Raw genomic sequence first — 21,600 nt, 5'->3', positions numbered from 1 at the left:
TAAAATTCAATTAGTTAAAATATAATAATAATTTTTTAGTAAAAATTCTGACTAACTTAGTAACGTATTTAAATGTGTTACAATTTTCGTACCAAAAGAGCAAAAAGCCCTAGCGTCTTGCGAACCTATTAGTCACTATCTCATCAAACATTTTTTGTTCTTCACGCCCTAATTTGACCTGATGTAACTTCTTTTGCTTTTCGACAACTAGCTCGATCGACTTCCTTTTCCTTTGTTGTTGCAACCATAAAGCACGTCTTTGATCTACGACTTTTTCTGCTTTTTCAATATTATCTTTTTGCTGTCCGCAGGCTTTATCTAATTGAGAAACAAACGCTTGGAACCTAGACATACTCGTACTAGAGATACCACCTTTCCCCTGCTCAATAATATTTTCCATATAATCACGCTGATATTTTTCTAAACCAGCCATTTTTTCATATTGAGCAGTTAAAGCTTGCTGAGCTTGAGCAAACTGCAATGCGAGTTGGTCTTCTTTTTTTTGCTCAATTTCAGCAATAAGGAGTAATTGTTTATTCACCATTAGGGTCTAAAACTCGCGGTAATATTAGCTAGATTCGTTAAACCATCATCATATGGAATTATGTCTAGCATGCCCTGTTGAAGAAATTGATCCATTTTCGGCTTTAATTTAATCGCAGAATCAACAACGGGATCTGATCCTTTGGTATAAGCACCTATAGTAATTAAATCTCGGCTATTTTCGTAAGCTGAATACAAACGCTTAACAATTTGAGCTTGTTGCTGATGTTCAGGGCTAGTAACAGCAGGCATTACACGGCTAATAGATTTGGATATATCAATTGCAGGGTAATGCCCTTGATCGGCTAAATCTCGCGATAAAACAATATGACCGTCTAATATAGCTCTAGTCGCATCCGCTATCGGATCTTGTAAATCATCACCTTCCGAAAGTACGGTAAAAAATGCAGTAATTGAGCCCTGACCTTCTCCACCATTACCCGCTCGTTCAACTAAAGCCGGTAATTTAGCAAACACTGAAGGCGGATATCCTTTAGTTGCAGGAGGTTCGCCAACAGCCAAAGCAATTTCACGCTGTGCCTGCGCATACCGAGTAATAGAATCAACCAGTAATAAAACATTCAAACCTTGGTCTCTGAAGTACTCAGCAACTGTCAATGCGGTTTCACAACCCTTTAATCGCACCATTGGCGCTTGATCTGCTGGTGCAGCAATAACAACGGCTCTAGTTCGTCCTTCTTCACCTAATATTTCATCAATAAATTCTTTAACTTCTCGACCACGTTCGCCAATTAATCCAACCACGATAACATCAGCAACCGTACCTCGAGTCATCATTCCCAGCAATACACTTTTACCAACACCTGAACCGGCAAACAAACCAATTCTTTGCCCCATACCAACTGTCAATAAAGCATTGATTGCTTTAATACCAACATCTAAAGGCTGTTTAATTGCTCGGCGATTCAATGGATTAATTTTAACAGATTTATATTTTTCATCTGATTTAGCTAATTTACCTTTACCATCTAAAGGTTTACCAAGTGGATCTATTACTCTACCGAGTAACTCAGAAGATAACGGAAAGTCAACTTGACCTAATTTAGGAATAACTTTGGCGCCGGGTAGTACACCCGAAATAGTATCATTCGGCATCAAGAAGATTTTTTCGCCTTCAAAGCCCACAACTTCAGCATCAATATAGCCTGTACTGGTTTCGACTTGGCATAAATCTCCAATAGCAGCTTGGCAACCGATGGCCTCCAGCGTTAAACCAACCACACGAGTTAACCGTCCTGCTACTTTTGGTCGGCAGCTAGGTATTTGGCTTTGATATTGTGAAATTCTTTGAGCAAGTGACATAAGTCAAAAACCTGACGCAACTATGGCTAAAATAAGATTATTCTGTGGTGTTGCAAGTGCTTTGCCAAATTGACTAATTAAATTAATTTAGCTCAGTGCACTTGCTAGGCTTTTTAATTAGATTGGTTATTAAACTCGTCGAATATTTCCTGAATCCGCTCATCCATTAAAAAACTGATACTAGATAGTTCAGTTTTAATATCAATACCGCCTCGAGCTATGGTCGGATCTGCATGAATTCGCCAGTTACGTTTAGTGAGGTCTTCTTCAGTGTAATGTTCAGAGATGACTTGATAGTCTTCCGGATTAACCAAAATTTGGCAGGCTTGATGATTAAAGGGTAATAATTCTGCAGCTGACTTTAGGCTTTGTAAAATAACATCTTGATTGGTTACTAATTCTGTTTTAATGACAGATTTAGCTAAAGCTTGGCATAATTGTACAAGCTCCATTTCAACAATTTGATCCATTTTCTCTAATGGGTTATCGAGTTGTTCGATCAGCATGTTCCAAGTTTGAGCTTTCTCTTCCATTAAACTCGTACCGCTTGCCAATCCAGCTTCGTGACCTTCTACTTGGCCAGCTTCAAAACCTTCTTTATGTCCAACTTCTTTGCCTTCGGCTTGACCAGCTTCAAAACCTTCCGCTTTACCCTCAGCAAAGCCTTCTTCGTAAGCCGCTTTGCGAATCGCTTCTATTTCTTCTAGCGTCGGTGGCTTTATTTCTTCGGGCTCTGGCTCAGGTGCTTCATAAACCCAAGTTCGACTTTTACCTAAAGCATTGGTTTTTTCTTGTTCGGCTTTGGTTAATTCATTCTCGACTTGAGGAATGGACCAAGTTTTCAGTTTTTCTAACGCTTTATCATCTTTAGGGATCGAGCGTCTAAATTTTAAATCATCACTCATTAGGTTTTGATCCCACAAAAAGGTTGGCAATTAATCACTAAGTTATAAGAACTCTTCACCACCACCGCCACCAAGCATAATTTCGCCTGAGTCAGCTAAGCGTCGTGCAAGTGAAAGAATTTCTTTCTGGGCTGCTTCTACTTCACTAATTCTAATTGGTCCCATTGCATCCAAATCATCAGATAGCAATTCGGCAGCACGTTTAGACATGTTACCCAGTATTTTATCTTTAAGGCTTTCATCTGCACCTTTAATCGCGCGCATTAATACTTCTTGCTGTACTTCGCGAAGTATAGCTTGTATGCCTTTATCATCCACATCTGCCAAGTTATCAAAAACAAACATAAGGTCTTGAATTTGTTGACTCATTTCTTCGTCATGTTCACGGATTGAATCCATTAACTGACCTTCTACATTCGTGTCTAGGTAGTTCATTATGTCCGCAGCAGCTTTCAAGCCGCCCATTTTCGCAGCTTGAGCGCCCGCTTGACCCGCAAACTGTTTCTCCATAATTTCGTTCAATTCTTGTAATGCAGCTGGCTGTACTTCTTCTAAATTGGCGATACGCATCATTAAGTCTAATCGAACTTTTTCAGAGAACTGACTCATAATTTCAGCGGACTGTTCAGGTTCAAGGTAAGCTAATACGATAGTTTGAATTTGCGGATGCTCGTTTCGAATAATGTTAGCTACCTGCTTAGAATCCATCCATTTAAGCGAATCTAAGCCTTTAGCACCGCTACCCATAACGATTTGTTCAATTAAATTACCGGCTTTATCTTCACCTAGAGCGGCAGTTAAAGCTTTACGAACAAACTCTGTGCTTTGGAAACCTATGGTACTAAATTGCTGTATATCATCAATAAACTGTTTGTGGATAGCGGTAATTTTAGCTTGGCTAAAGTCATCGACTGACGCCATTGCCATACCCACTTTTTGAACTTCTTTTGGCTCTAAATGTTTTAATATTTGAGCAGCATCTTCTTCTGATAAACTCAGTAATAGTATTGCTGCTTTTTCAACGCCATCTAGGCGCGAAATATCAAATCCACTTTCTTCAGAATCAGGCATCTTCGCTTAACCACGCTTTTACAACTTGTGAGGATAATACAGGTTCGTTAGCAACTAGTGCACGAACTGCTTTTAATACATCTTCATCTTGATGTAAGTCAGGTAACATTAAAGTACCATCTGTATTAAAGCCTACAGCACTCTCATCAAAATCAGTAGATAACATGCTAATGGTTTCGTCACCTAAATCAACACCTGATGATATAGAAGCATCATCAAATTCATCAGTGACATCTTCTGGGTAGATAAGTTTACGTAGCATTGGACGTACAACAGCAAAGATTAAAGCGATTATAATGATTGCGCCTAAGGCTAGCTTAACCATTTTAAAGAATAAAGGTTCTTTCCAAAATGGTGTTTTCTCTAAATCACCCAAATCTGGTTTAGCAAAAGGAATAGTAACAACTTCTAAGGTATCACCGCGTTGAATATCAAAACCTATCCCACCTTGTAATAAACGACGAATATTGGTTAATTCAGCCGCACCTCTTGGTTCAAATTCCATCTCACCATTGTTGTCATTTAATTTTCCAATGTAATCAACAGCTACCGAAACACTTAAGCGACGAATAACGCCAGACTGCTGGCGCGTATGGCTAATGGTAGTGTCTAATTCGTAATTTCTAGTGGCTTCTCTGTGACTTTTACTAGGTGATGCGCCTGCTGATGAGCCTGCTTTCGCAATTGCTGGGATATCAGATTCGACCGGTGGTTGATTACTTAAAGCGCCCGGAATGCCCATAGCTCCATTGCCTAACGAATTAGTTTCCAACGTCATTTCACTACGAACAGCGGGTAAATCAGGGTTATAGCGTTTTTGAGTTTGTTCTGTCGAAGTGAAATCCATAGTCACATCAACTTGTGCAGTGTAGTTACCTAAACCAATAACTGGAATTAAAATAGAGTCAATTTTTTCTATATATTCAGCTTCTCTTTGCTGTTCTATTTCATATTCTTTACGCGATCTAGCAGATAAATCATTTTGCGAGCCCGAGTTTAATAGACGACCATTCTGGTCTGTCACTGTGACTCTAGTTGGCTCCATTCCCTGTACAGCTGAAGACACCATATCAACAACAGAATCAACTTCTTCTGCTGATAACATTTTGCCGCGTTTCATTGTCAAAACAACAGTCGCGCTTGGCTTTTTCTCGTGGCGGGCAAATACATTTTCTTTTGGAATAGCGAGTAAAACTTTAGCACGTTGAATCGTGTGCAACTCTTCAATTGTTCTAGCTAAGCTTTGCTCACGGCTGTATTTTAATCTTTCAGTTTCAACCCTTTGACTGACACCGAATCCCATATCTGTCAATAAAATATCAGCACCTGTTGCTGGCTCACTGCTCATACCAGAACGAGCCATTTGCAATTTTATATCTTGGAATTCATCTTCGATAACATAGATAACATCGCCATCTAAACGATATTCAATTTTTTGTGTGTCTAGGAAGTCTAAGGTTTCGATGAGCTCCTGCATTTCCATTTTACCTAATGGACGCATGTCAGGTTCTCGGGCCCAAACGATAATGAAAATGGCAATGGCTAAACAAATGGCTAAGGCTAAAATAAGGGTAACTTGGCGTAACATATCGACGCCAGTAAATGAACTTAAAAAGCCAGATTTTTGCTCTTCCGGCAATGCTTCTGAGCCCTCGTAAGGTCCATCATTTACCGCGATATCTGTTGTTGCTGCTTGTTCTGCCACTTAATATTACTCCAACCTAATTAAACAGGCATTTGCATAATTTTTTCATAAGCTTCAAGTACTTTATTGCGTACTTGAACAGTCGCTTCAAATGCTAAGCTCGATTTTTCTTTCGCTATCATAACATCAGCCAATGAAACATTAGTATCGCCTAGTTCGAATCTATTGGTGATTTCTTTTGCACTATGGCCAAGATCATTAACATTATTGATTGCACGGCTCAATAAATCGCCAAACTGATTAGTACTTGGGTTGACGGCTTGCGTACTTTCAACTGAGATTTCTGGACGAATAGTTTGGTTGGCTTTTAAAGCCATACTTTGCATTTCAGCATATAGATTATCAGCACCAATTTTCATCACAGTCTCCAAACGTCAAAATATTGAACTTATGTCAATTTAGTTTGGTTAATGCAGATGGTGTGCCAAGTTAACTTATTTGGTGAGCAAATCAAGTCTATGGCTTAATTAATGGATTGTTTAGGGATATAAACACTAAATTTAGCGCCGCCTAAATCGGATTTAGCCAGCTCGCAGTAACCTTGATGCCACACACAGATTTTTTCGACTATAGCTAAGCCTAAACCAAATCCACTCGATTTTTTATGATTGTTATCTAACCTTGAAAAAGCTTTAAATACAGTTTGATAGTCTTTAGATTCAACGCCAATACCATCGTCTTCAATCACGATAACTAAGTACGCCTTGTTAGATGAGACACTTAACTGTACTTGTTCGCGAGCAAAACGTATTGCATTAGTCAGTAAATTTTGAATAACACGTTCAATTAAGTGGCCATCACATAACCAATTAGATTCCTTAACCTGATCAGTATTTAATTTTAGTGCTGTCGTTTTGGTTAGTTTTTCAACTTGATTCAGTAATAATTCAGATACATTTACCATTTCTAAATTGAGTTGTTTAGAATCTTGTTCTAATCGAGCATAACTTAGTAATTCATCAATCAAGTTTTCTAAGTCGCTAATATCTTGCTTAATTTCAGGTAAAGCTGCTTGGCTAGATTCAGGTAATAAAGCTAGGCCAAACTTTAATCTTGAGATAGGTGTTCTTAAATCATGACTTACTGAATTAACCAATAATTTTTGCTCTGCTAATAAACTCTTAATTTGCGCAGCCATAGCTTCAAAACTATTTGAAATGGGTTTAATCACAGATTGTTGGTGAATATCGTTTTTATAATCAAATTCACCCTGTGAAAAATATTGGGCAGAGGATTGCAGTTTTCTTAAATCGCGCCATAGCGGCCAAGTCCAAGCTGCAATGAAAAACGCGAGCAACAAATAACTAAACACTTGAAACGCAGATTTTAAGTGACTTTTATCTTGCTCTAACTTAATTGGGCCAAGTTGGATTAATGAATGATGTGCAGGCCAGCTTTGATAAATCATCATTTGATTATCGTCTGTATAACTAATGATAGCTTCTTGATGATCAGGGAAATTGAGTTGAATCTTGTCATTGGCTATCACTTGTAGCTGTATTTGAAGTTTAGTTTCTATTTCTAGAAGTTTATCAGTCAGCGCTTCGTCATTACCTTGTACAATCGCATGCTGTAATAAATCTGGTAATAAAGCCGTGTAGCCTTTGATTAAAGCTAATCTATTATCCTGTTTGGGTTGATAAGCCTGCCAAACTTGTTCACCAAGCCAGCCAATACTCAGCAGTCCAGCTATAATCAACAGATATAAACTAATAAATAACCGAGTCAAATTTAATCCCAAGCAGTTGCACTAAATACATACCCTTTCCCCCAAACCGTCACAAATCGGTAGGGCTTATTAATGTCGTCAAATAGTTTTTTCCTTAACCTAGAGACGCGAACATCAACACTACGATCTAAGCCATCATATTCTCGCCCTATCATTTGTTTATGTATGTAGTCACGGCTTTGCACCTCACCAGCGTGACTGGCGAGTAACCAGAGCAACTCAAATTCATGGCTAGTCAACTCGATGTCTTGTCCATCATAAGTCACAATACGGGAATGTTTTTCTATACTCAATTTACCAAATTGTAGCTTGTGATTGTTGGACTGAGACTCTATTTTTGGCTGACCTCGCCTTAACGCATTATGAATCCGCGCTAATAAAACATGTGGTTCAATCGGTTTGATAATGTAGTCATCCGCGCCCATTTCTAATCCAGAAACATGATCAAAATCACTGTCTTTAGCGGTTAAAAATAAAATGGGGCTGGCAAAAACATTACGAATTGAGCGGCAAATCGTAAAGCCATCAAGGTAAGGTAAGTTTATATCTAGTATCACTAAATCGGGTTTTTGGCCCAGAATAAATTCAATCGCTTGATCCCCTCTGTCAATCACTGTCACTTTAAATTGATTTTGGCGTAAAAATTGACTAATTAACTGTGCAAGCCTTTGATCATCTTCGACTAAAGCAATATGTAACATACTAGAATAAACTCCAATCCGAATGTAATCTGCGTCTGTACTGCTTGGCTTGTAGGGTATTAAGTTGAATCTCTTGTTTTGCAATCACTTGTTCAGATTCTGTCCGTAAATAAAATCGACTGGTTTGATTTAACTCTAGCATTATACGTTCAACCGCTTGCATTCTTGCTCTCCAGCAATTTAACTTGGTATCATCTTGCCAAATACACACAGCTTTGGCATCTGGTAAACGCCAACTAAATTCAGCTAACAAACGACACTTGTCTCCCTGCTTTAAAACCACACAAGTAATCGGCTTAACATAAAATTCAGCTTGAATTGAAGTATAAGCATGACTAAAAAGGCTAGTCGTTATGCAAATTAACGCCAGGAGCATTACTAAATGCCGACCAAAGCTAAAAAACATAATTAACCCCAGCGAAGAGAGTCATTCTATTGTCTTTGATTACAATTGGACTGGATTTAATCGACTCATCTAGCTTTTGATAACTAAAAGAGCCTAGTATTTGCCATGAAGACGAAATTGGGTAACTAGGACTAATCGAAACATAAGGTAAAACAGCCGATTTAGCTTGATAATAATAATCTGAGTGCACTTTGTCTGCCGCGCTAACACCATAATAATAATTAACTAAATCAGAGCTGAGCCATTCTATCCCTAACTTGTACCTCACCTTCCAACGATTGAAATAATAGCTATAATGGCTCAAATTTAAGTTTATATTTTGTCCGCCATGACGGTTAAACACATCAGTATAAATACCTAAACTTAATTGACTTTGCTGCGCAAAATACCAATTAGCTTGTAACCCTAAATCAATTGACCATTGGCGTTTAGACAGTTCAGCGAAACTTAATTTATAATTTTTACTGTCTGCTGGTGCATCTATTGGATCACCATTGCCTGGGTTTGTGACAAAATCGCCTTCACCCGCAATTTTTTCTAATTCAGATATGGTTTGATCTAGGTTATCAGATGAAACACTTAATGAATGACCAGAGCTAAAAGAGACAGATCCTAAGATATTGGTTGGATGCCAATCGACAAAATGGGCAAACTCTCTATTTAACTTAGCAACTAAACTGAGGTTATATGATTCTGTTTCATTAAAAGTGTAACCCAGATCACCATTATCAAAGTAAATTTGTTCACCATAATATTTTACGCTAGGAACAAGGATGAGTGGAAAATTATCACCTGAATGTAGGGGATTGGTTTTCACTCCATAACCCATAGCAACTGAGATATGCCAAGTATTTAACTTAACCAAGCTTTGATCAGCCGCCACCTCAGCCTCACTCGCTAGAGAATATGGCGCAAAAACAAACAATAATGGTAATAGGCATTTAAGCTTCACAACAATTCCAACGTAAAATTATACTATGCTAAATTTAGCACTTTAAATCATCAATCATAGTCTTCGGTAACACTTGATAACATTTGGTTGCACTTGGCAACTGAAAATGCCTAAGCCTACACTATATTTAACTTACCATTTTTCAATATTCAAGGAATAGAGGCATGAAATTAATACCCTTAATAACGCTATTGGGCTACACCAGCTTAATAGGCTTAACCGCTTGTAACGGCTCATCAGTGTCGGTTGACGACACTGAAACTCAAATTACCAAGGTACCAGACTTAAACCCTAGCGAACTGTCATTTACAGCGCTGAGACCCAGCAACAACAATGAGTTTTTAACCTACCTAAAAAATGGGGTTTACATAAACGCTTCATCTCAATATTACAAAAACTATGCGCCAGAAATGGTAGCAGACGCAGCATCAGACAACGCCAGCGGCGGTTTTTCACAAACCATTACTCAAGAAGCAGGGGTAGATGAAGCCGACAGAGTAAAATACGATGGTAATATATTTTATATTGCTGCTAATCGGTATTCTAATTTTGTATTTTCTGATGATTTAAACCCAGCAACAGAAAATCAAACAGTCGCTAATTCGCACATTCGAGTAATGCAAAGAGAAGCAGATAAAAGCCTAACAGAACTCTCTAAAATCGAGCTTGGTAGTTCAGAGACAAATTCGAGCATAAAAGGACTATACCTTGCAGATAACAAGCTTAGTGTCCTGTCTGAACAATATAACTACTATCAGTATATAGATTTAGCAATTGATGTTTGGCGTCGTCAACAACAAAGGTTTAATTTCTCACTTTTTGATGTCACAACCCCTAGTATACCAAGCAGCCAAGTTAGCTATGAAATTGAAGGCTATATGATTTCTAGCCGAAGAATTGATAATAAGCTCTTTATCATCAGCAGCTTTAGTCCAAATGTGGATAATTTAGTTTTTGCTCAAACTCAAGATGAAGAACTCGAAAATTACAAAAAAGTCCTTAGCCTGCAAGAATCTGACTTAATGCCAAGTTATACCAACCAAGACGGCGAAACCAAACTCTTAGTTTCAAGTGATAATTGTTACTTGCCGGCTGATGCCAGTGACAAAGACGGATATGACGCAATAGTCACACTAACAAGCATTAATTTAGACAACCCAGCTGAAGTTAACTCTGTCTGCGTTAATAGCCATATACAGGGCATATACGCCTCTGACAGCTCAATCTATATGTATGGTAGTGATTACAACCAAAAATCTTTTATCCATCAATTTAATGTAAGCAGCCAAGACATAGACTATATCGCATCAACTGAGCTAACAGGACACTTTGGTTGGAACCAAACCAACCTTAGATTTAGCGAATACAATGGCTATTTACGGGTTGTCACCAGCCTGAGAAACAACAACGAAAATGACAGACTAGAGCACAAACTACACATACTGAAAGCCAATACAGCAACTAAAAACTTAGACTTAATCGCTAACTTACCAAATGAAACTGAAACCGACCCTATCGGTAAACCAAATGAAGATATTTATGCGGTACGTTACTATGGTGATAAAGCCTATATAGTGACTTTTGAGCGAATAGACCCGCTTTATGTTATCGACTTATCAGACGAAACTGCACCCAAAATTGTTGGTGAATTAGAAATCCCAGGGTTTTCATCTTACTTGCACCCAATTTCTGACAAGCTCATTTTCGCAATTGGCCAAGAAATTGATCAAAACCGATTTTTAAGGGAACCAACTCCTGACAACATTAGCATAGCACCACCAACGCAAGAAGGTGCCAAAGTTGTATTGTTTGACGTCAGTGATCCACAAAACCCAACAGAAATTGGTAAAAAAATATTCCCCAATGGTTACACCCCTGCCGAATACAATTACCATGCTTTAACTTACCTAAAAATATCAGATGATGAGCACAGGTTTGCCCTACCGATACAAACCTGGGGGGTCACTCAGACTGCTGACACTGGTGTTTGGCGTGAAACGACAGAACTCGCTTTATTCGAAGTTAAGACACAGGATTCGAGTACAGCACTAAACCATAAATCCAGTGTGCAGCCAGCATTAGATGGCAATGCTTATATCGGCAGCTACGAAGACAGAGCCATACTACATAAAGACGATAGCCTGTCGTTAGATAGTATCTTCTACCTACACGGTAATCAATTTTGGCATGCGACTTGGGACGATCCTAGTGTCACCAATGGTCCGTATTAGTAGTTTCTAATCCCATGTAATAAAAAACCCCGTTTAGGTTAACCTAAACGGGGTTTTTAAATTCTCGAAATTAAACTAAGAATTAACCTAGTAACTCTTTTAATTGTGAGCTAACTGCATCAACTGCTTGCGTACCATCTAATTTATGATACTGAGTTGAAGATTTGCCAGCTAAATCTTGATAATAAGCAACTAGTGGTTCTGTTTGCTCATGATAAATATCTAGGCGTTTCTTAACTGTTTCTGGCTCATCATCAGGACGAATCATTAAATCTTCGCCTGTTTCATCATCTTTACCTTCCACTTTAGGTGGGTTGTAAACCATGTGATAAACACGACCAGAACCTGGGTGTACACGACGGCCACTCATGCGCTCTACGATAACTTCATCTGCCACATCAAATTCTAGTACAAAATCGATATCGATTTTGCTTTCTAGCATAGCGTCAGCTTGTGGAATCGTTCTTGGGAAACCATCTAATAAAAAGCCAGATTTACAGTCGTCTTGAGCGATACGCTCTTTAACTAAGCCAATAATAATTTCATCTGAAACTAATTGACCTGCATCGATAACTTTTTTGGCTGCTAAACCCATTTCAGTGCCAGCTTTAATTGCTGCGCGTAACATGTCACCCGTAGAAATTTGCGGAATACCATATTGCTGCATTAAAAACTGGGCTTGCGTACCTTTACCAGCGCCCGGAGCACCTAATAAAATAATTCGCATAATAACCTCTAAGTGAAAATTAACTGGCGCGAAAGATACACAAAATATGCCATTTTTACAAGTTGAAACTGTTCTGGCACCCTAATTTTCGCGATAAATAGTTTACAATCTACCAAGACTAAAAACAAAAAAGCCACTCGAAAGTGGCTTTTAAAAGTCAAAAAATAGAGAGAAATTAAGCTTTTGCTCTTTCTTCTAAAATCTTAACTGCAGGTAACTCTTTACCTTCAACAAACTCAAGGAATGCACCGCCACCTGTTGAGATATAAGAGATGTCGTTAGCTAGATCAAACTTATCGATTGCTGCTAATGTATCACCGCCACCAGCAATTGAGAAAGCTTCACTTTCAGCAATTGCACGTGCAACTGTTTCTGTACCTTTAGAGAAAGCATCAAATTCGAAAACACCACAAGGGCCATTCCAAATAATCGTTTTAGCCGACTTGATAATTTCAGCCGCTTTAGCTGCTGATTCTGGACCGTAATCGATAATTTCTTCGTCAGCTTGAATTTCGTTAACTTTCTTAGTTTCAGTTTTAGAGTCATGACTCCAATCGCTGAAACCATCTTTTGTTGTACGTACGTCAGTTGCAAAAATAACTTCTGTAGTTTCACGTAAACGTTTAGCTTCTGGAATTAAGTCTTCTTCATATAAAGAATTACCAACTTCGTTACCCGCTGAAGCAACGAAAGTATTTGAGATACCACCGCCAACAACTAATACGTCAACAATTTTAGAAAATGCGTCTAAAACCGTTAATTTAGAAGAAACTTTAGAACCACCTACAATAGCAACTAAAGGACGCTCAGGGTTACCTAAAGCTTTACCTAATGCATCTAATTCATTTACTAATAAAGGACCCGCTGCTGCAACAGGTGCATACTTAGCAACACCGTGAGTAGAAGCTTGTGCTCTATGTGCTGTGCCAAATGCATCCATAACGAACACGTCACATAATGCAGCTAATTTTTTAGATAACACTTCATCATCAGCACTTTCGCCAAGATTAAAACGAACGTTCTCTAAAACAACAACTTCACCCGCTTTAGCATCAACACCATCTAGGTAATCTTTCGCTAAAGTAACTGGTACTGATAACTTTTCGTTTAAGTAAGCAACAACTGGCGCTAAAGAAAATTCTTCTGAGAATTCACCTTCAGTTGGGCGACCTAAATGAGACATAACTAAAACAGCTGCGCCTTTATCTAATGCTGCTTGGATAGAAGGGATAGCAGCGTCAACACGAACAGTTGAAGTGATTTCGCCTTCGTTTAATGGAACGTTTAAATCTTCACGAATTAAAACTGTTTTTCCGTTTAAGTCTAAGTCTGTCATCTTTATTACTGACATGTTTCTCTCCGATAATTATATATTTATTTTAGTCTTACTTTGTGTCAAATCTGTCGATTTATTTCATCATTGCTCGGCATACATCTATCATGCGATTTGCATAACCCCATTCGTTATCACACCAAATTAGTACTTTAACAAGTTTGCCATGACTGACACGAGTTTGTGTGCCATCAACAATGCATGAATGAGGGTCGTGATTAAAATCGGATGATACTAGTGGGTCTTCAGTATAATCGAGTATACCTTTTAAAGCCCCTGTTGCCGCTTTTTTTATTGCATTATTTACATCTTGAATTTTAACTTCGTCTTTTACAGTTACAGTCAAAATCAAAGACGTGACATTAATTGTTGGAACTCTTACAGAAATAGCTTCGAACCTGCCCGCAAATTTTGGCAAAATTCTTTCTATACCCACAGCCAGTTTAGTATCTACAGGAATAATAGATTGGCTTGCTGCGCGAGTTCTGCGTAAATCTGTATGGTATGCATCAATGACTTGTTGATCATTCATAGCAGAGTGAATCGTAGTGACACTACCGCTATCAATCTCAAATGCATCATCCAAGACAGTAATGACAGGTACACATGCATTAGTAGTACAAGACGCTGCCGAAACAATCTTATCTTTAGCATTCAAGCTTTGCTGATTTACCCCATAAACTATGGTGGCATCCATGTGAGTATCGCCTGGGTGAGATAATAATACCTTTTTAGCCCCCTGCCTTACATGAATATATGAATCTTCAAAACCTCGAACAACACCACTACATTCCATTACAACATCAACTCTCATGTTCATCCATGGCAGTTGAGTTAAATCTGATTCATTCAACAAATGAATTGAATCATCATTCACTTTTAATCTGTTATTCTCTATACATACATCAGCCTTAAATCGGCCGTGGGTAGTATCATATTTCAATAAATGAACAATCGCCTCAGGTTCGGCTAATTCATTTATCGCAACAATGCGAATCTCATCTTGTAAGCCATTTTCGTAAATAGCTCTAACAATACTCCGGCCAACTCGGCCAAAGCCATTAATCACAATGCGAATAATAATCCAATCTCCAGCAATTAACACCAAGAGTCAAAAAAGGCAGACCTAGGTCTGCCTTTCACAACAAAAAACTAAGAATTAACCTAATTTTTTAACTGTTTCTACTACGTTTTCTACTGTGAAACCGAAGTGTTTGTATAACTCGCCACCTGGTGCTGATTCACCAAATGTACGCATACCAACCATACCACCAGCAAAACCAACATACTTGTACCAGAAGTCAGTATGAGCCGCTTCGATAGCAACACGCTTAGTAACAGCAGCAGGTAATACAGATTCTTTGTATTCTGCAGATTGTGCATCAAAGAAATCACAAGAAGGCATAGAAACAACACGAGTCTTAGTACCAGCAGCTTCTAATGCTTTAGCAGATGCAACCGCTAAACCAATTTCAGAACCTGTTGCGATTAAGATAACTTCAGGAGTACCTTCACAATCAACTAATACGTAAGCACCTTTTTCAATGTTCGCAACTTGCTCAGCAGTACGAGCTTGAGCAGGTAAACCTTGACGGCTGAAGATTAAAGAAGTTGGCGCATTTTGACGCTCAACAGCTGCTTTCCATGCAACAGCCGCTTCTGTCGCATCAGCTGGTCGCCATGTAGACATGTTTGGTGTTAAACGTAAGTTAGCTAATTGCTCAACAGGTTGGTGAGTTGGACCATCTTCACCTTGACCAATTGAATCGTGCGTATATACGAAGATATTTTGGATACCCATTAATGCAGACATACGTACCGCATTACGTGCGTATTCCATAAACATCATGAAAGTAGCACCGTAGTTAATGAAACCACCGTGTAAAGAGATACCATTCATGATACCAGACATACCGAATTCACGTACACCGTAGAAGATGTAGTTACCAGCAGCGTCGTCTTGGATACCTTTAGAACCTGACCATAAAGTCAAGTTTGAACCTGCTAAGTCAGCAGAGCCACCTAGTAATTCAGGTAATAACGCACCGAAAGCTTCGATTGTGTTTTGTGATGCTTTACGTGAAGCAATGTTCTCGCCTTTAGCTTGTGTTTCAGCGATGAATGCATTTGCTTTCTCAGCGAAATCAGCTGGTAAGTCACCTTTAATTACACGACGCTCATATTCAGCCGCTAATTCAGGGTATGCTGCTTTGTATGCTTCAAACTTAGCTTCCCAAGCAGATTGCTTAGCTGTACCCGCTTCTTTTTGATCCCAACCAGCATATACGTCTGAAGGAATTTCAAAAGGTGCATGTGGCCAGTTTAAGAATTCACGTGCTGCAGCGATTTCTTCATCACCTAGTGGAGCACCGTGACAGTCGTGGCTACCAGATTTATTTGGTGAACCAAAACCAATGATAGTTTTACAACAAATCATTGTTGGCTTATCAGTTACTGATTTAGCTTCTTCAATTGCAGCTGCGATAGCTTCTGGGTTATGGCCATCAACATCAGCAATTACATGCCAACCATAAGATTCGAAACGACCAGGTACGTTCTCTGTGAACCAACCTTCAACGTGACCGTCGATAGAAATACCGTTGTCATCCCAAAATGCGATTAATTTGCCTAAACCTAAAGTACCAGCTAAAGAACAAGCTTCGTGAGAGATACCTTCCATTAAACAACCGTCACCTAAGAAACAGTATGTGAAATGGTCAACTATGTCATGGCCTTCACGGTTAAATTGCGCCGCTAATGTTTTTTCAGCGATTGCGAAACCAACTGCATTAGAGATACCTGCGCCTAATGGACCAGTTGTTGTTTCAACACCTTCTGTGTAACCGTATTCAGGGTGACCAGGTGTTTTAGAGTGTAATTGACGGAATTGTTGTAACTCTTCAATTGGTAAAGCATAACCAGATAAGTGTAATAAAGAGTAAATTAACATAGAGCCGTGGCCGTTTGATAAAACGAAACGATCTCGGTCTGACCACTTAGGGTTAGTTGGATTGTGGTTTAAGAAATCACACCATAATACTTGTGCGATATCAGCCATACCCATAGGTGCACCTGGATGTCCAGATTTTGCTTTCTGAACACCGTCCATGCTTAAAGCACGAATCGCGTTGGCCAGATCTTTACGTGATGCCATTTTGACTCCTCAAAATATTAAAAAGATTATTTATTATAAATACTTGGCTGGCTCTTAAAGAGAAATTTAGGCCAGCTTATAAAATCGAGCGCTATTTTCGCTTAATTACTAGGGCAAGTGCAAATATTTATCACTTATACCCAGCATAATGAGATATAAATATGACAATTGTAGGAAGGCTTGTAAGAAGGCAAAGAAAAATTAGTAATAGACTATAAAAAATTATACTTGATCCATGCTGATATGAGCGAAATAAAATTAGCTGAAATTAATTACATACAGACCCTGTGACTAAATCCAAGCTGTTACAAGCATTATTACATTTGCTATCAACTCAAATTATAAACAGCCCCGATGAACCAATTAAAAATGGACAAATTAAAATAAGCTTCTTTCATCTAAAGTCCGAGCTTTATCGTTACTAAATTTTTGACTAAAACGGACACATTCATGCACTTTCGTTACTTTTAGCTTGGTTTTACCGTCTTTAGCGTAAATACCTGTCGATATTAAATTCGCTTTCATTTGGTTAAGCGAATTGGATTTGGGTGCCAAAGCCACTCTTTTTTCACCTGTTGATAAAGACAAGTAGCACTTATATTCTTCATTCGACCAGCCGTTAAAGCTTGCCAAACAGGCAAGCATTAAAGCAATGTTTTTCATATTAAAACCAGCAATCATTCGTAGAGTCATTGTTATTTACATCCGTAGCAGTTTTTTCACCTAGGTGATTAATACTTATCGTTTTACAATTTTCATCATTTGACAATTGTTGACTAGATGCCGTAGCACGCAATAAAAATTCGGCGGTTAAATCCGTACTTTCTGTGACAACGACATCAATTGTGTACATCCCCGTATCGACTGTATAAGGGTCTGCTGAAAAACCTAAATTGGTCATAGAATCGGTATAAGTGAGCTGATCCGCAAAGTACTCTTCCTGCCGATTGACAGCTCTGACTAATTCTCTCAATACATCGGCACGATAACTTTGAGCAAAGTAGTTTACATACGCTGGATAAGCAAACATGACTAAAATACCCAAAATGCCGACTGATATCATGAGTTCAACTAAAGTAAACCCCATTATTTTATTCTGTTTTTTCATTAATTTTCCGTTACTTTTGTATGTAATTTATAAGTTCCTAAACCATATTCAGGATCACAGTCACCTGTACATTGAATACCTGGCTCACCTGTCGATTTTCTAGCTTGTATCACGCCAGTTTGGTTTTCCCCTTGGCCAACGCCAATGAAGGATAGTAAACTTTTTCCAGCATCATTTTCACCAGCAAAAGTAACTGGCGTGTCTGGTATGCGGTTGCCTATTTCCATTGAGGTTCCCCAATCATAAATTTGCGTACCATAGCTCAAATCCATCGCATAAAGCGTCCCAACCCCAGCTTTTATCGCACAGCTATTGGCTAAAACACCGGAAGCAGGTGGGGTATACGAGGTGAAATATGCAACACCTCCTATCACTCGCGCTGAAGAAAGCGATTTTTCGTTGGTGCCTGACAACTCAATTTTCCAGCCTTTCTTAGTCGACATATTGATCAAGAGTTCTTGCAAATCTGTGTCATTACTCGCCGTATTGATTGGATCATCTGTCATATCAAATAAATCAGCTTCCGTTATATTGCTCCAAGTTGGGGCTGTCGTGAAAGACTGAGTAACTATATTTCTATCCTGGATTAAATATAAAGTATCATTAACGCTAGAGCTATTTGGATGCGCCCTATCACCGCTGCCAAGTAATATTCCTTCGTAAGGCACTTCTTTAGATACAATAATATCCGAGTCTTCATTACCTTCTAAACTGACGCGTTTTTTAACGTTAAAGAAAGTTCGAACCACTGTTGGCTCATTAAAAAACTTACGTTTTTCACTTGCAGTCGAGCCGGCTAAAGCGGCTAATTTAATCACACTCCAATTACTTGGGTCACTGCCGTATAAGTCGACACGCCAGACATTACCACCTAAATCACTTGCGTATAGTCGATCGACTAAACCATCAAAATCTGAATCTAAAGTCGCTATTTTACCGGGCATGGCGTCTATCATGCTGGTTTGAGTATTATTCGATAAATTTGCATCAGGCGTAAAACTCCAGATTCTTTCACCCGTTTCAGCATCGACAATATAAATTCCTCGTCCCAGTGTCGTAGCCGAAGAGGTATCGCTATCATTAACATAACCTGCACCAAAGATAAGAACCGGAGCAGAAGCATCATGGCCCGCTTTATTAATCAAAGCAATCGACGGTTGCGACCATGTATTGGCAAGGGTTGGAAACTCAGATCCGCCACCTGTTATTGTCCACATCAAACTTGGCGAAGTAGGAATCGTCACATTAAAGCCAAAATACTGATTTCCACCACGGCGCATACCTGTGTATAGCCAAACTTTATCGCCATCGCCACTATTAATAGTGCCATCAATATCTTTTACATAAGCGACTGGTGAGCCATCGACGCCATAAACTTTACCTGAATTGGGAATATTATCCCTTAGCAAATCCAAGTTAGGGTAAAGGCTTTTAGGTATAAATGCCCAATTCTCTTTCACTGTGCTGCCTTCATCTTCAAACATATGCAGGAAGCCAGCATTCGTCCCAACTACAATTCTCAAATCTTGATTTTCGGCTGTACCACCATAGTTAATCACCAAAGGTTTAGAATGTAGTGGATCTCCAAATAAGTCAGAGCGAGTATCGATTGAAGAACCATCGCCATTTTCATCATGAACATCAATACCTCTAGCCCATTTAAATAATGTTTCCTCTTCGCCTGCTAAAACATTCAATGTACCGGCTAAATCAGGGATTGCACTTGCAGCATTACCATAAACGAAGTTTGCCAGCGAGTTATTGTTGCCAATATCAGAATAAATTTGGCGGCCATCTGGATTTAATCCCGCCATATATTCAGCAACACCACCTCGATCAACATCATTGCCATCAGCACAAACCGTATTACCATCTAGACAATTAGCAGAGGCTCCCCAATAAGAATATGATGTGCTTTTTATATTGCCATTCGGGTCAATGGCTGTTGTACCATTTGAATCAACTATGACATTATTGGTCACGGATAATTTCTTCAGGTTGCCCGGCCACCTAGGCTTATCTTCTGGAAAAAACATTGAATAATAGACATTGTCTAAACTTCGCGTTCTATCAAAATTATTTGAAGCAACCGAAGGTGAAGTAAAAGAAGCACTTTGCTCTAATATACTAATCAGGGCTTTCTGTAATGCGGTCGATAGTTCATCAGGATCTGTAGCAGGGAAATACTCACCACCACCATTTTCAGCTGCTGCAGCTAATATAGCTTCAGCACTAACTGCATCTTCGCCAAAACCAATCGTATAAGTAACCACATTTTGATCGCCATCTAGATTGTTATTTACATCATGATTGAACATCCACTCTGAAAGTACAGGTAAATAATTATTATCTACTCTTGAGTTTGAGTTAGCGCCAGACAAGCCACTTATTAAAGAATTAGCATTATTATCGAGCGTTGGATAACCATCAGTAATAACAATAACATAAGCTTCGTCACGACAGTTATTACCAAAAGGAGAAATGTAGCTCCCGCCAGATTCTGCCGATGTGTCTTTATCCGGTTCTATATGAACAAAATTAGCACTGGTCCAATAAGGTACATAGTTACCATTTTCATTTCCGTATTTAACCGATTTACCACCAAAATATCGATAAGCTTCATATAAGGTTTCGCATAAAGGTGTATTGGTTTCAGCTCGTATACTATTAATAGTATCGATTAAATCGTTAGTCTCAGCCGTATTACGTTCCTTAATATTAGAAACAATCCGACCGCCATCATTACGCCCTTCATATGGGTAATTAATATTAAAAAGAGCTAAACCAAAGTCGACAGTAGCAGTTGCATTAATTACCGATGTAATTGATTCTTTGGCAATTTGTAATCGACTTTTAGTATCTGTCCCAACATCTTCTGTAGCAGATGTTTTCCAATTTAAATAATTACCTGTATAGAGGGTCACCACAGCAACGTCTGTGAAGGGGGATTTGTATTGTTGGTAACCAGCATCATTTTCAATATCACTTGGGTTAGCAACTAAATAATGCGACTTAGCATCTTTATTCTTACCACTACCTGTTGAATAACCATTAACTGGTAATCCGTCTCCGACAGGCGTTCCATTTCCATTTTGCGCACCGTATTCACCTGGGTTAGCTTGATCAACTTCCATTATGTCTCGCAAACAATCCATGATATCGGTTGCATTCATACCATTATTTTCACGTAAACTGCGCCAAGTTTGCTTAAATTGTCCATTGGAGTAATATTCCCCAACCCTATCTACATAATACCCTTCTCCACCTTCTATTAAGGTGTAATCTGTCAGGCTGTCACCCGCTTGTTCAATTTCATAACCAGTTAACTCAGCACTTGTACTGTTATGTTGCCATAAACCATACAAGGGAATAAGAGATTGGTTACAGGCATTAATCGCTTCATTAAATCGTCGTGCTGTTGTATCTGGATCAGGCAAGTCTTCTAATCCAGCAGCTCCAACGGTAAAAAATACAGCTCTATCATTTGCACCATTGGTATACTTTCCTGAGTAAGTTTGGCTGGGATCGTATGCTGATTTTACCGTCTCACTTCTGGACATACTGCCAGAGTTATCAAATATGACTAATACTTGCGGTGCAGTACCAACCCTATCGCCTATATTCCGAACATAGAGTTCAATATCTTCCGACATCAATTGACCAGAACACAAAAGTGTCACTATCAACAACATTGATTTCAGTTTAAACATCA

The 21,600-nt window shown here is 38.8% G+C and carries 18 protein-coding genes; 1 reads left to right on the top strand and 17 read right to left on the bottom strand.

From position 1 onward, the window contains the following. Positions 1–109 precede the first annotated feature (109 nt). The 10 genes from fliJ to XM47_RS11825 form a co-directional block, all read right to left on the bottom strand. The gene (fliJ, locus tag XM47_RS11870) at positions 110–544 is read right to left on the bottom strand and encodes a flagellar export protein FliJ (RefSeq protein WP_245623464.1); all 435 of its coding nucleotides are present in this window, start codon (positions 542–544) and stop codon (positions 110–112) included. Further along, complete coding sequence (gene fliI, locus XM47_RS11865) at positions 544–1,866, bottom strand: flagellar protein export ATPase FliI (RefSeq protein WP_048692747.1); 1,323 nt, start codon at positions 1,864–1,866, stop codon at positions 544–546. The genes fliJ and fliI overlap by 1 nt, the downstream gene beginning before the upstream one ends. A gap of 113 nt (positions 1,867–1,979) precedes the next feature. After that, the gene (gene fliH, locus XM47_RS11860; RefSeq protein ID WP_048692746.1) at positions 1,980–2,771 is read right to left on the bottom strand and encodes a flagellar assembly protein FliH; all 792 of its coding nucleotides are present in this window, start codon (positions 2,769–2,771) and stop codon (positions 1,980–1,982) included. 42 nt (positions 2,772–2,813) lie between these two features. After that, positions 2,814–3,842 (bottom strand): flagellar motor switch protein FliG, encoded by a 1,029-nt coding sequence (gene fliG / locus XM47_RS11855; RefSeq protein ID WP_048692745.1) that lies wholly within the window; start codon positions 3,840–3,842, stop codon positions 2,814–2,816. Beyond that, positions 3,835–5,547, bottom strand: a complete 1,713-nt coding sequence (gene fliF / locus XM47_RS11850; protein ID WP_048692743.1) for a flagellar basal-body MS-ring/collar protein FliF — start codon at positions 5,545–5,547, stop codon at positions 3,835–3,837. Before fliF ends, fliG begins: the two co-directional genes overlap by 8 nt. Positions 5,548–5,567: 20 nt before the next feature. Continuing rightward, complete coding sequence (fliE, locus tag XM47_RS11845; RefSeq protein ID WP_048692741.1) at positions 5,568–5,906, bottom strand: flagellar hook-basal body complex protein FliE; 339 nt, start codon at positions 5,904–5,906, stop codon at positions 5,568–5,570. A gap of 104 nt (positions 5,907–6,010) precedes the next feature. Beyond that, entirely contained in the window at positions 6,011–7,276 is a 1,266-nt protein-coding gene (locus XM47_RS11840) for an ATP-binding protein (RefSeq protein WP_048692740.1), read from the bottom strand. Between the two features lie 2 nt (positions 7,277–7,278). Next, a complete protein-coding gene (locus tag XM47_RS11835) occupies positions 7,279–7,977 on the bottom strand; it encodes a response regulator (RefSeq protein WP_048692738.1) in 699 nt (232 codons plus the stop codon). 1 nt (position 7,978) lies between these two features. After that, the gene (locus XM47_RS11830) at positions 7,979–8,383 is read right to left on the bottom strand and encodes a DUF3019 domain-containing protein (RefSeq protein ID WP_048692736.1); all 405 of its coding nucleotides are present in this window, start codon (positions 8,381–8,383) and stop codon (positions 7,979–7,981) included. Continuing rightward, the gene (locus XM47_RS11825) at positions 8,373–9,335 is read right to left on the bottom strand and encodes a MipA/OmpV family protein (RefSeq protein ID WP_048692735.1); all 963 of its coding nucleotides are present in this window, start codon (positions 9,333–9,335) and stop codon (positions 8,373–8,375) included. The genes XM47_RS11830 and XM47_RS11825 overlap by 11 nt, the downstream gene beginning before the upstream one ends. A gap of 164 nt (positions 9,336–9,499) precedes the next feature. On the opposite strand from XM47_RS11825, the gene XM47_RS11820 reads away from it, so the two are divergent. Continuing rightward, the gene (locus tag XM47_RS11820) at positions 9,500–11,566 is read left to right on the top strand and encodes a beta-propeller domain-containing protein (RefSeq protein WP_048692733.1); all 2,067 of its coding nucleotides are present in this window, start codon (positions 9,500–9,502) and stop codon (positions 11,564–11,566) included. 82 nt (positions 11,567–11,648) lie between these two features. Here the strand turns inward: XM47_RS11820 and adk are convergent, their stop codons facing one another. The 7 genes from adk to XM47_RS11785 form a co-directional block, all read right to left on the bottom strand. After that, on the bottom strand, positions 11,649–12,293 hold the full coding sequence (adk, locus tag XM47_RS11815) for an adenylate kinase (RefSeq protein WP_048692732.1): 645 nt from the start codon (positions 12,291–12,293) through the stop codon (positions 11,649–11,651). 175 nt (positions 12,294–12,468) lie between these two features. Beyond that, complete coding sequence (locus XM47_RS11810; RefSeq protein ID WP_048692730.1) at positions 12,469–13,644, bottom strand: phosphoglycerate kinase; 1,176 nt, start codon at positions 13,642–13,644, stop codon at positions 12,469–12,471. 58 nt (positions 13,645–13,702) lie between these two features. Further along, positions 13,703–14,710 (bottom strand): erythrose-4-phosphate dehydrogenase, encoded by a 1,008-nt coding sequence (gene epd, locus XM47_RS11805; RefSeq protein ID WP_048692824.1) that lies wholly within the window; start codon positions 14,708–14,710, stop codon positions 13,703–13,705. A 75-nt stretch (positions 14,711–14,785) separates the two neighbouring features. Next, a complete protein-coding gene (tkt, locus tag XM47_RS11800; RefSeq protein WP_048692728.1) occupies positions 14,786–16,780 on the bottom strand; it encodes a transketolase in 1,995 nt (664 codons plus the stop codon). 378 nt (positions 16,781–17,158) lie between these two features. Further along, entirely contained in the window at positions 17,159–17,413 is a 255-nt protein-coding gene (locus tag XM47_RS11795; protein ID WP_412731124.1) for a TapY2 family type IVa secretion system protein, read from the bottom strand. 31 nt (positions 17,414–17,444) lie between these two features. Next, complete coding sequence (locus tag XM47_RS11790; protein ID WP_048692725.1) at positions 17,445–17,888, bottom strand: type IV pilin protein; 444 nt, start codon at positions 17,886–17,888, stop codon at positions 17,445–17,447. Further along, a complete protein-coding gene (locus tag XM47_RS11785) occupies positions 17,888–21,598 on the bottom strand; it encodes a pilus assembly protein (RefSeq protein ID WP_245623463.1) in 3,711 nt (1,236 codons plus the stop codon). Before XM47_RS11785 ends, XM47_RS11790 begins: the two co-directional genes overlap by 1 nt. Positions 21,599–21,600 lie beyond the last annotated feature (2 nt).

Origin of the sequence: Catenovulum maritimum, assembly GCF_001050375.1 — a bacterium.
Lineage (GTDB): Bacteria > Pseudomonadota > Gammaproteobacteria > Enterobacterales > Alteromonadaceae > Catenovulum > Catenovulum maritimum.
This window is presented reverse-complemented; position numbering and strand designations above follow the sequence as displayed.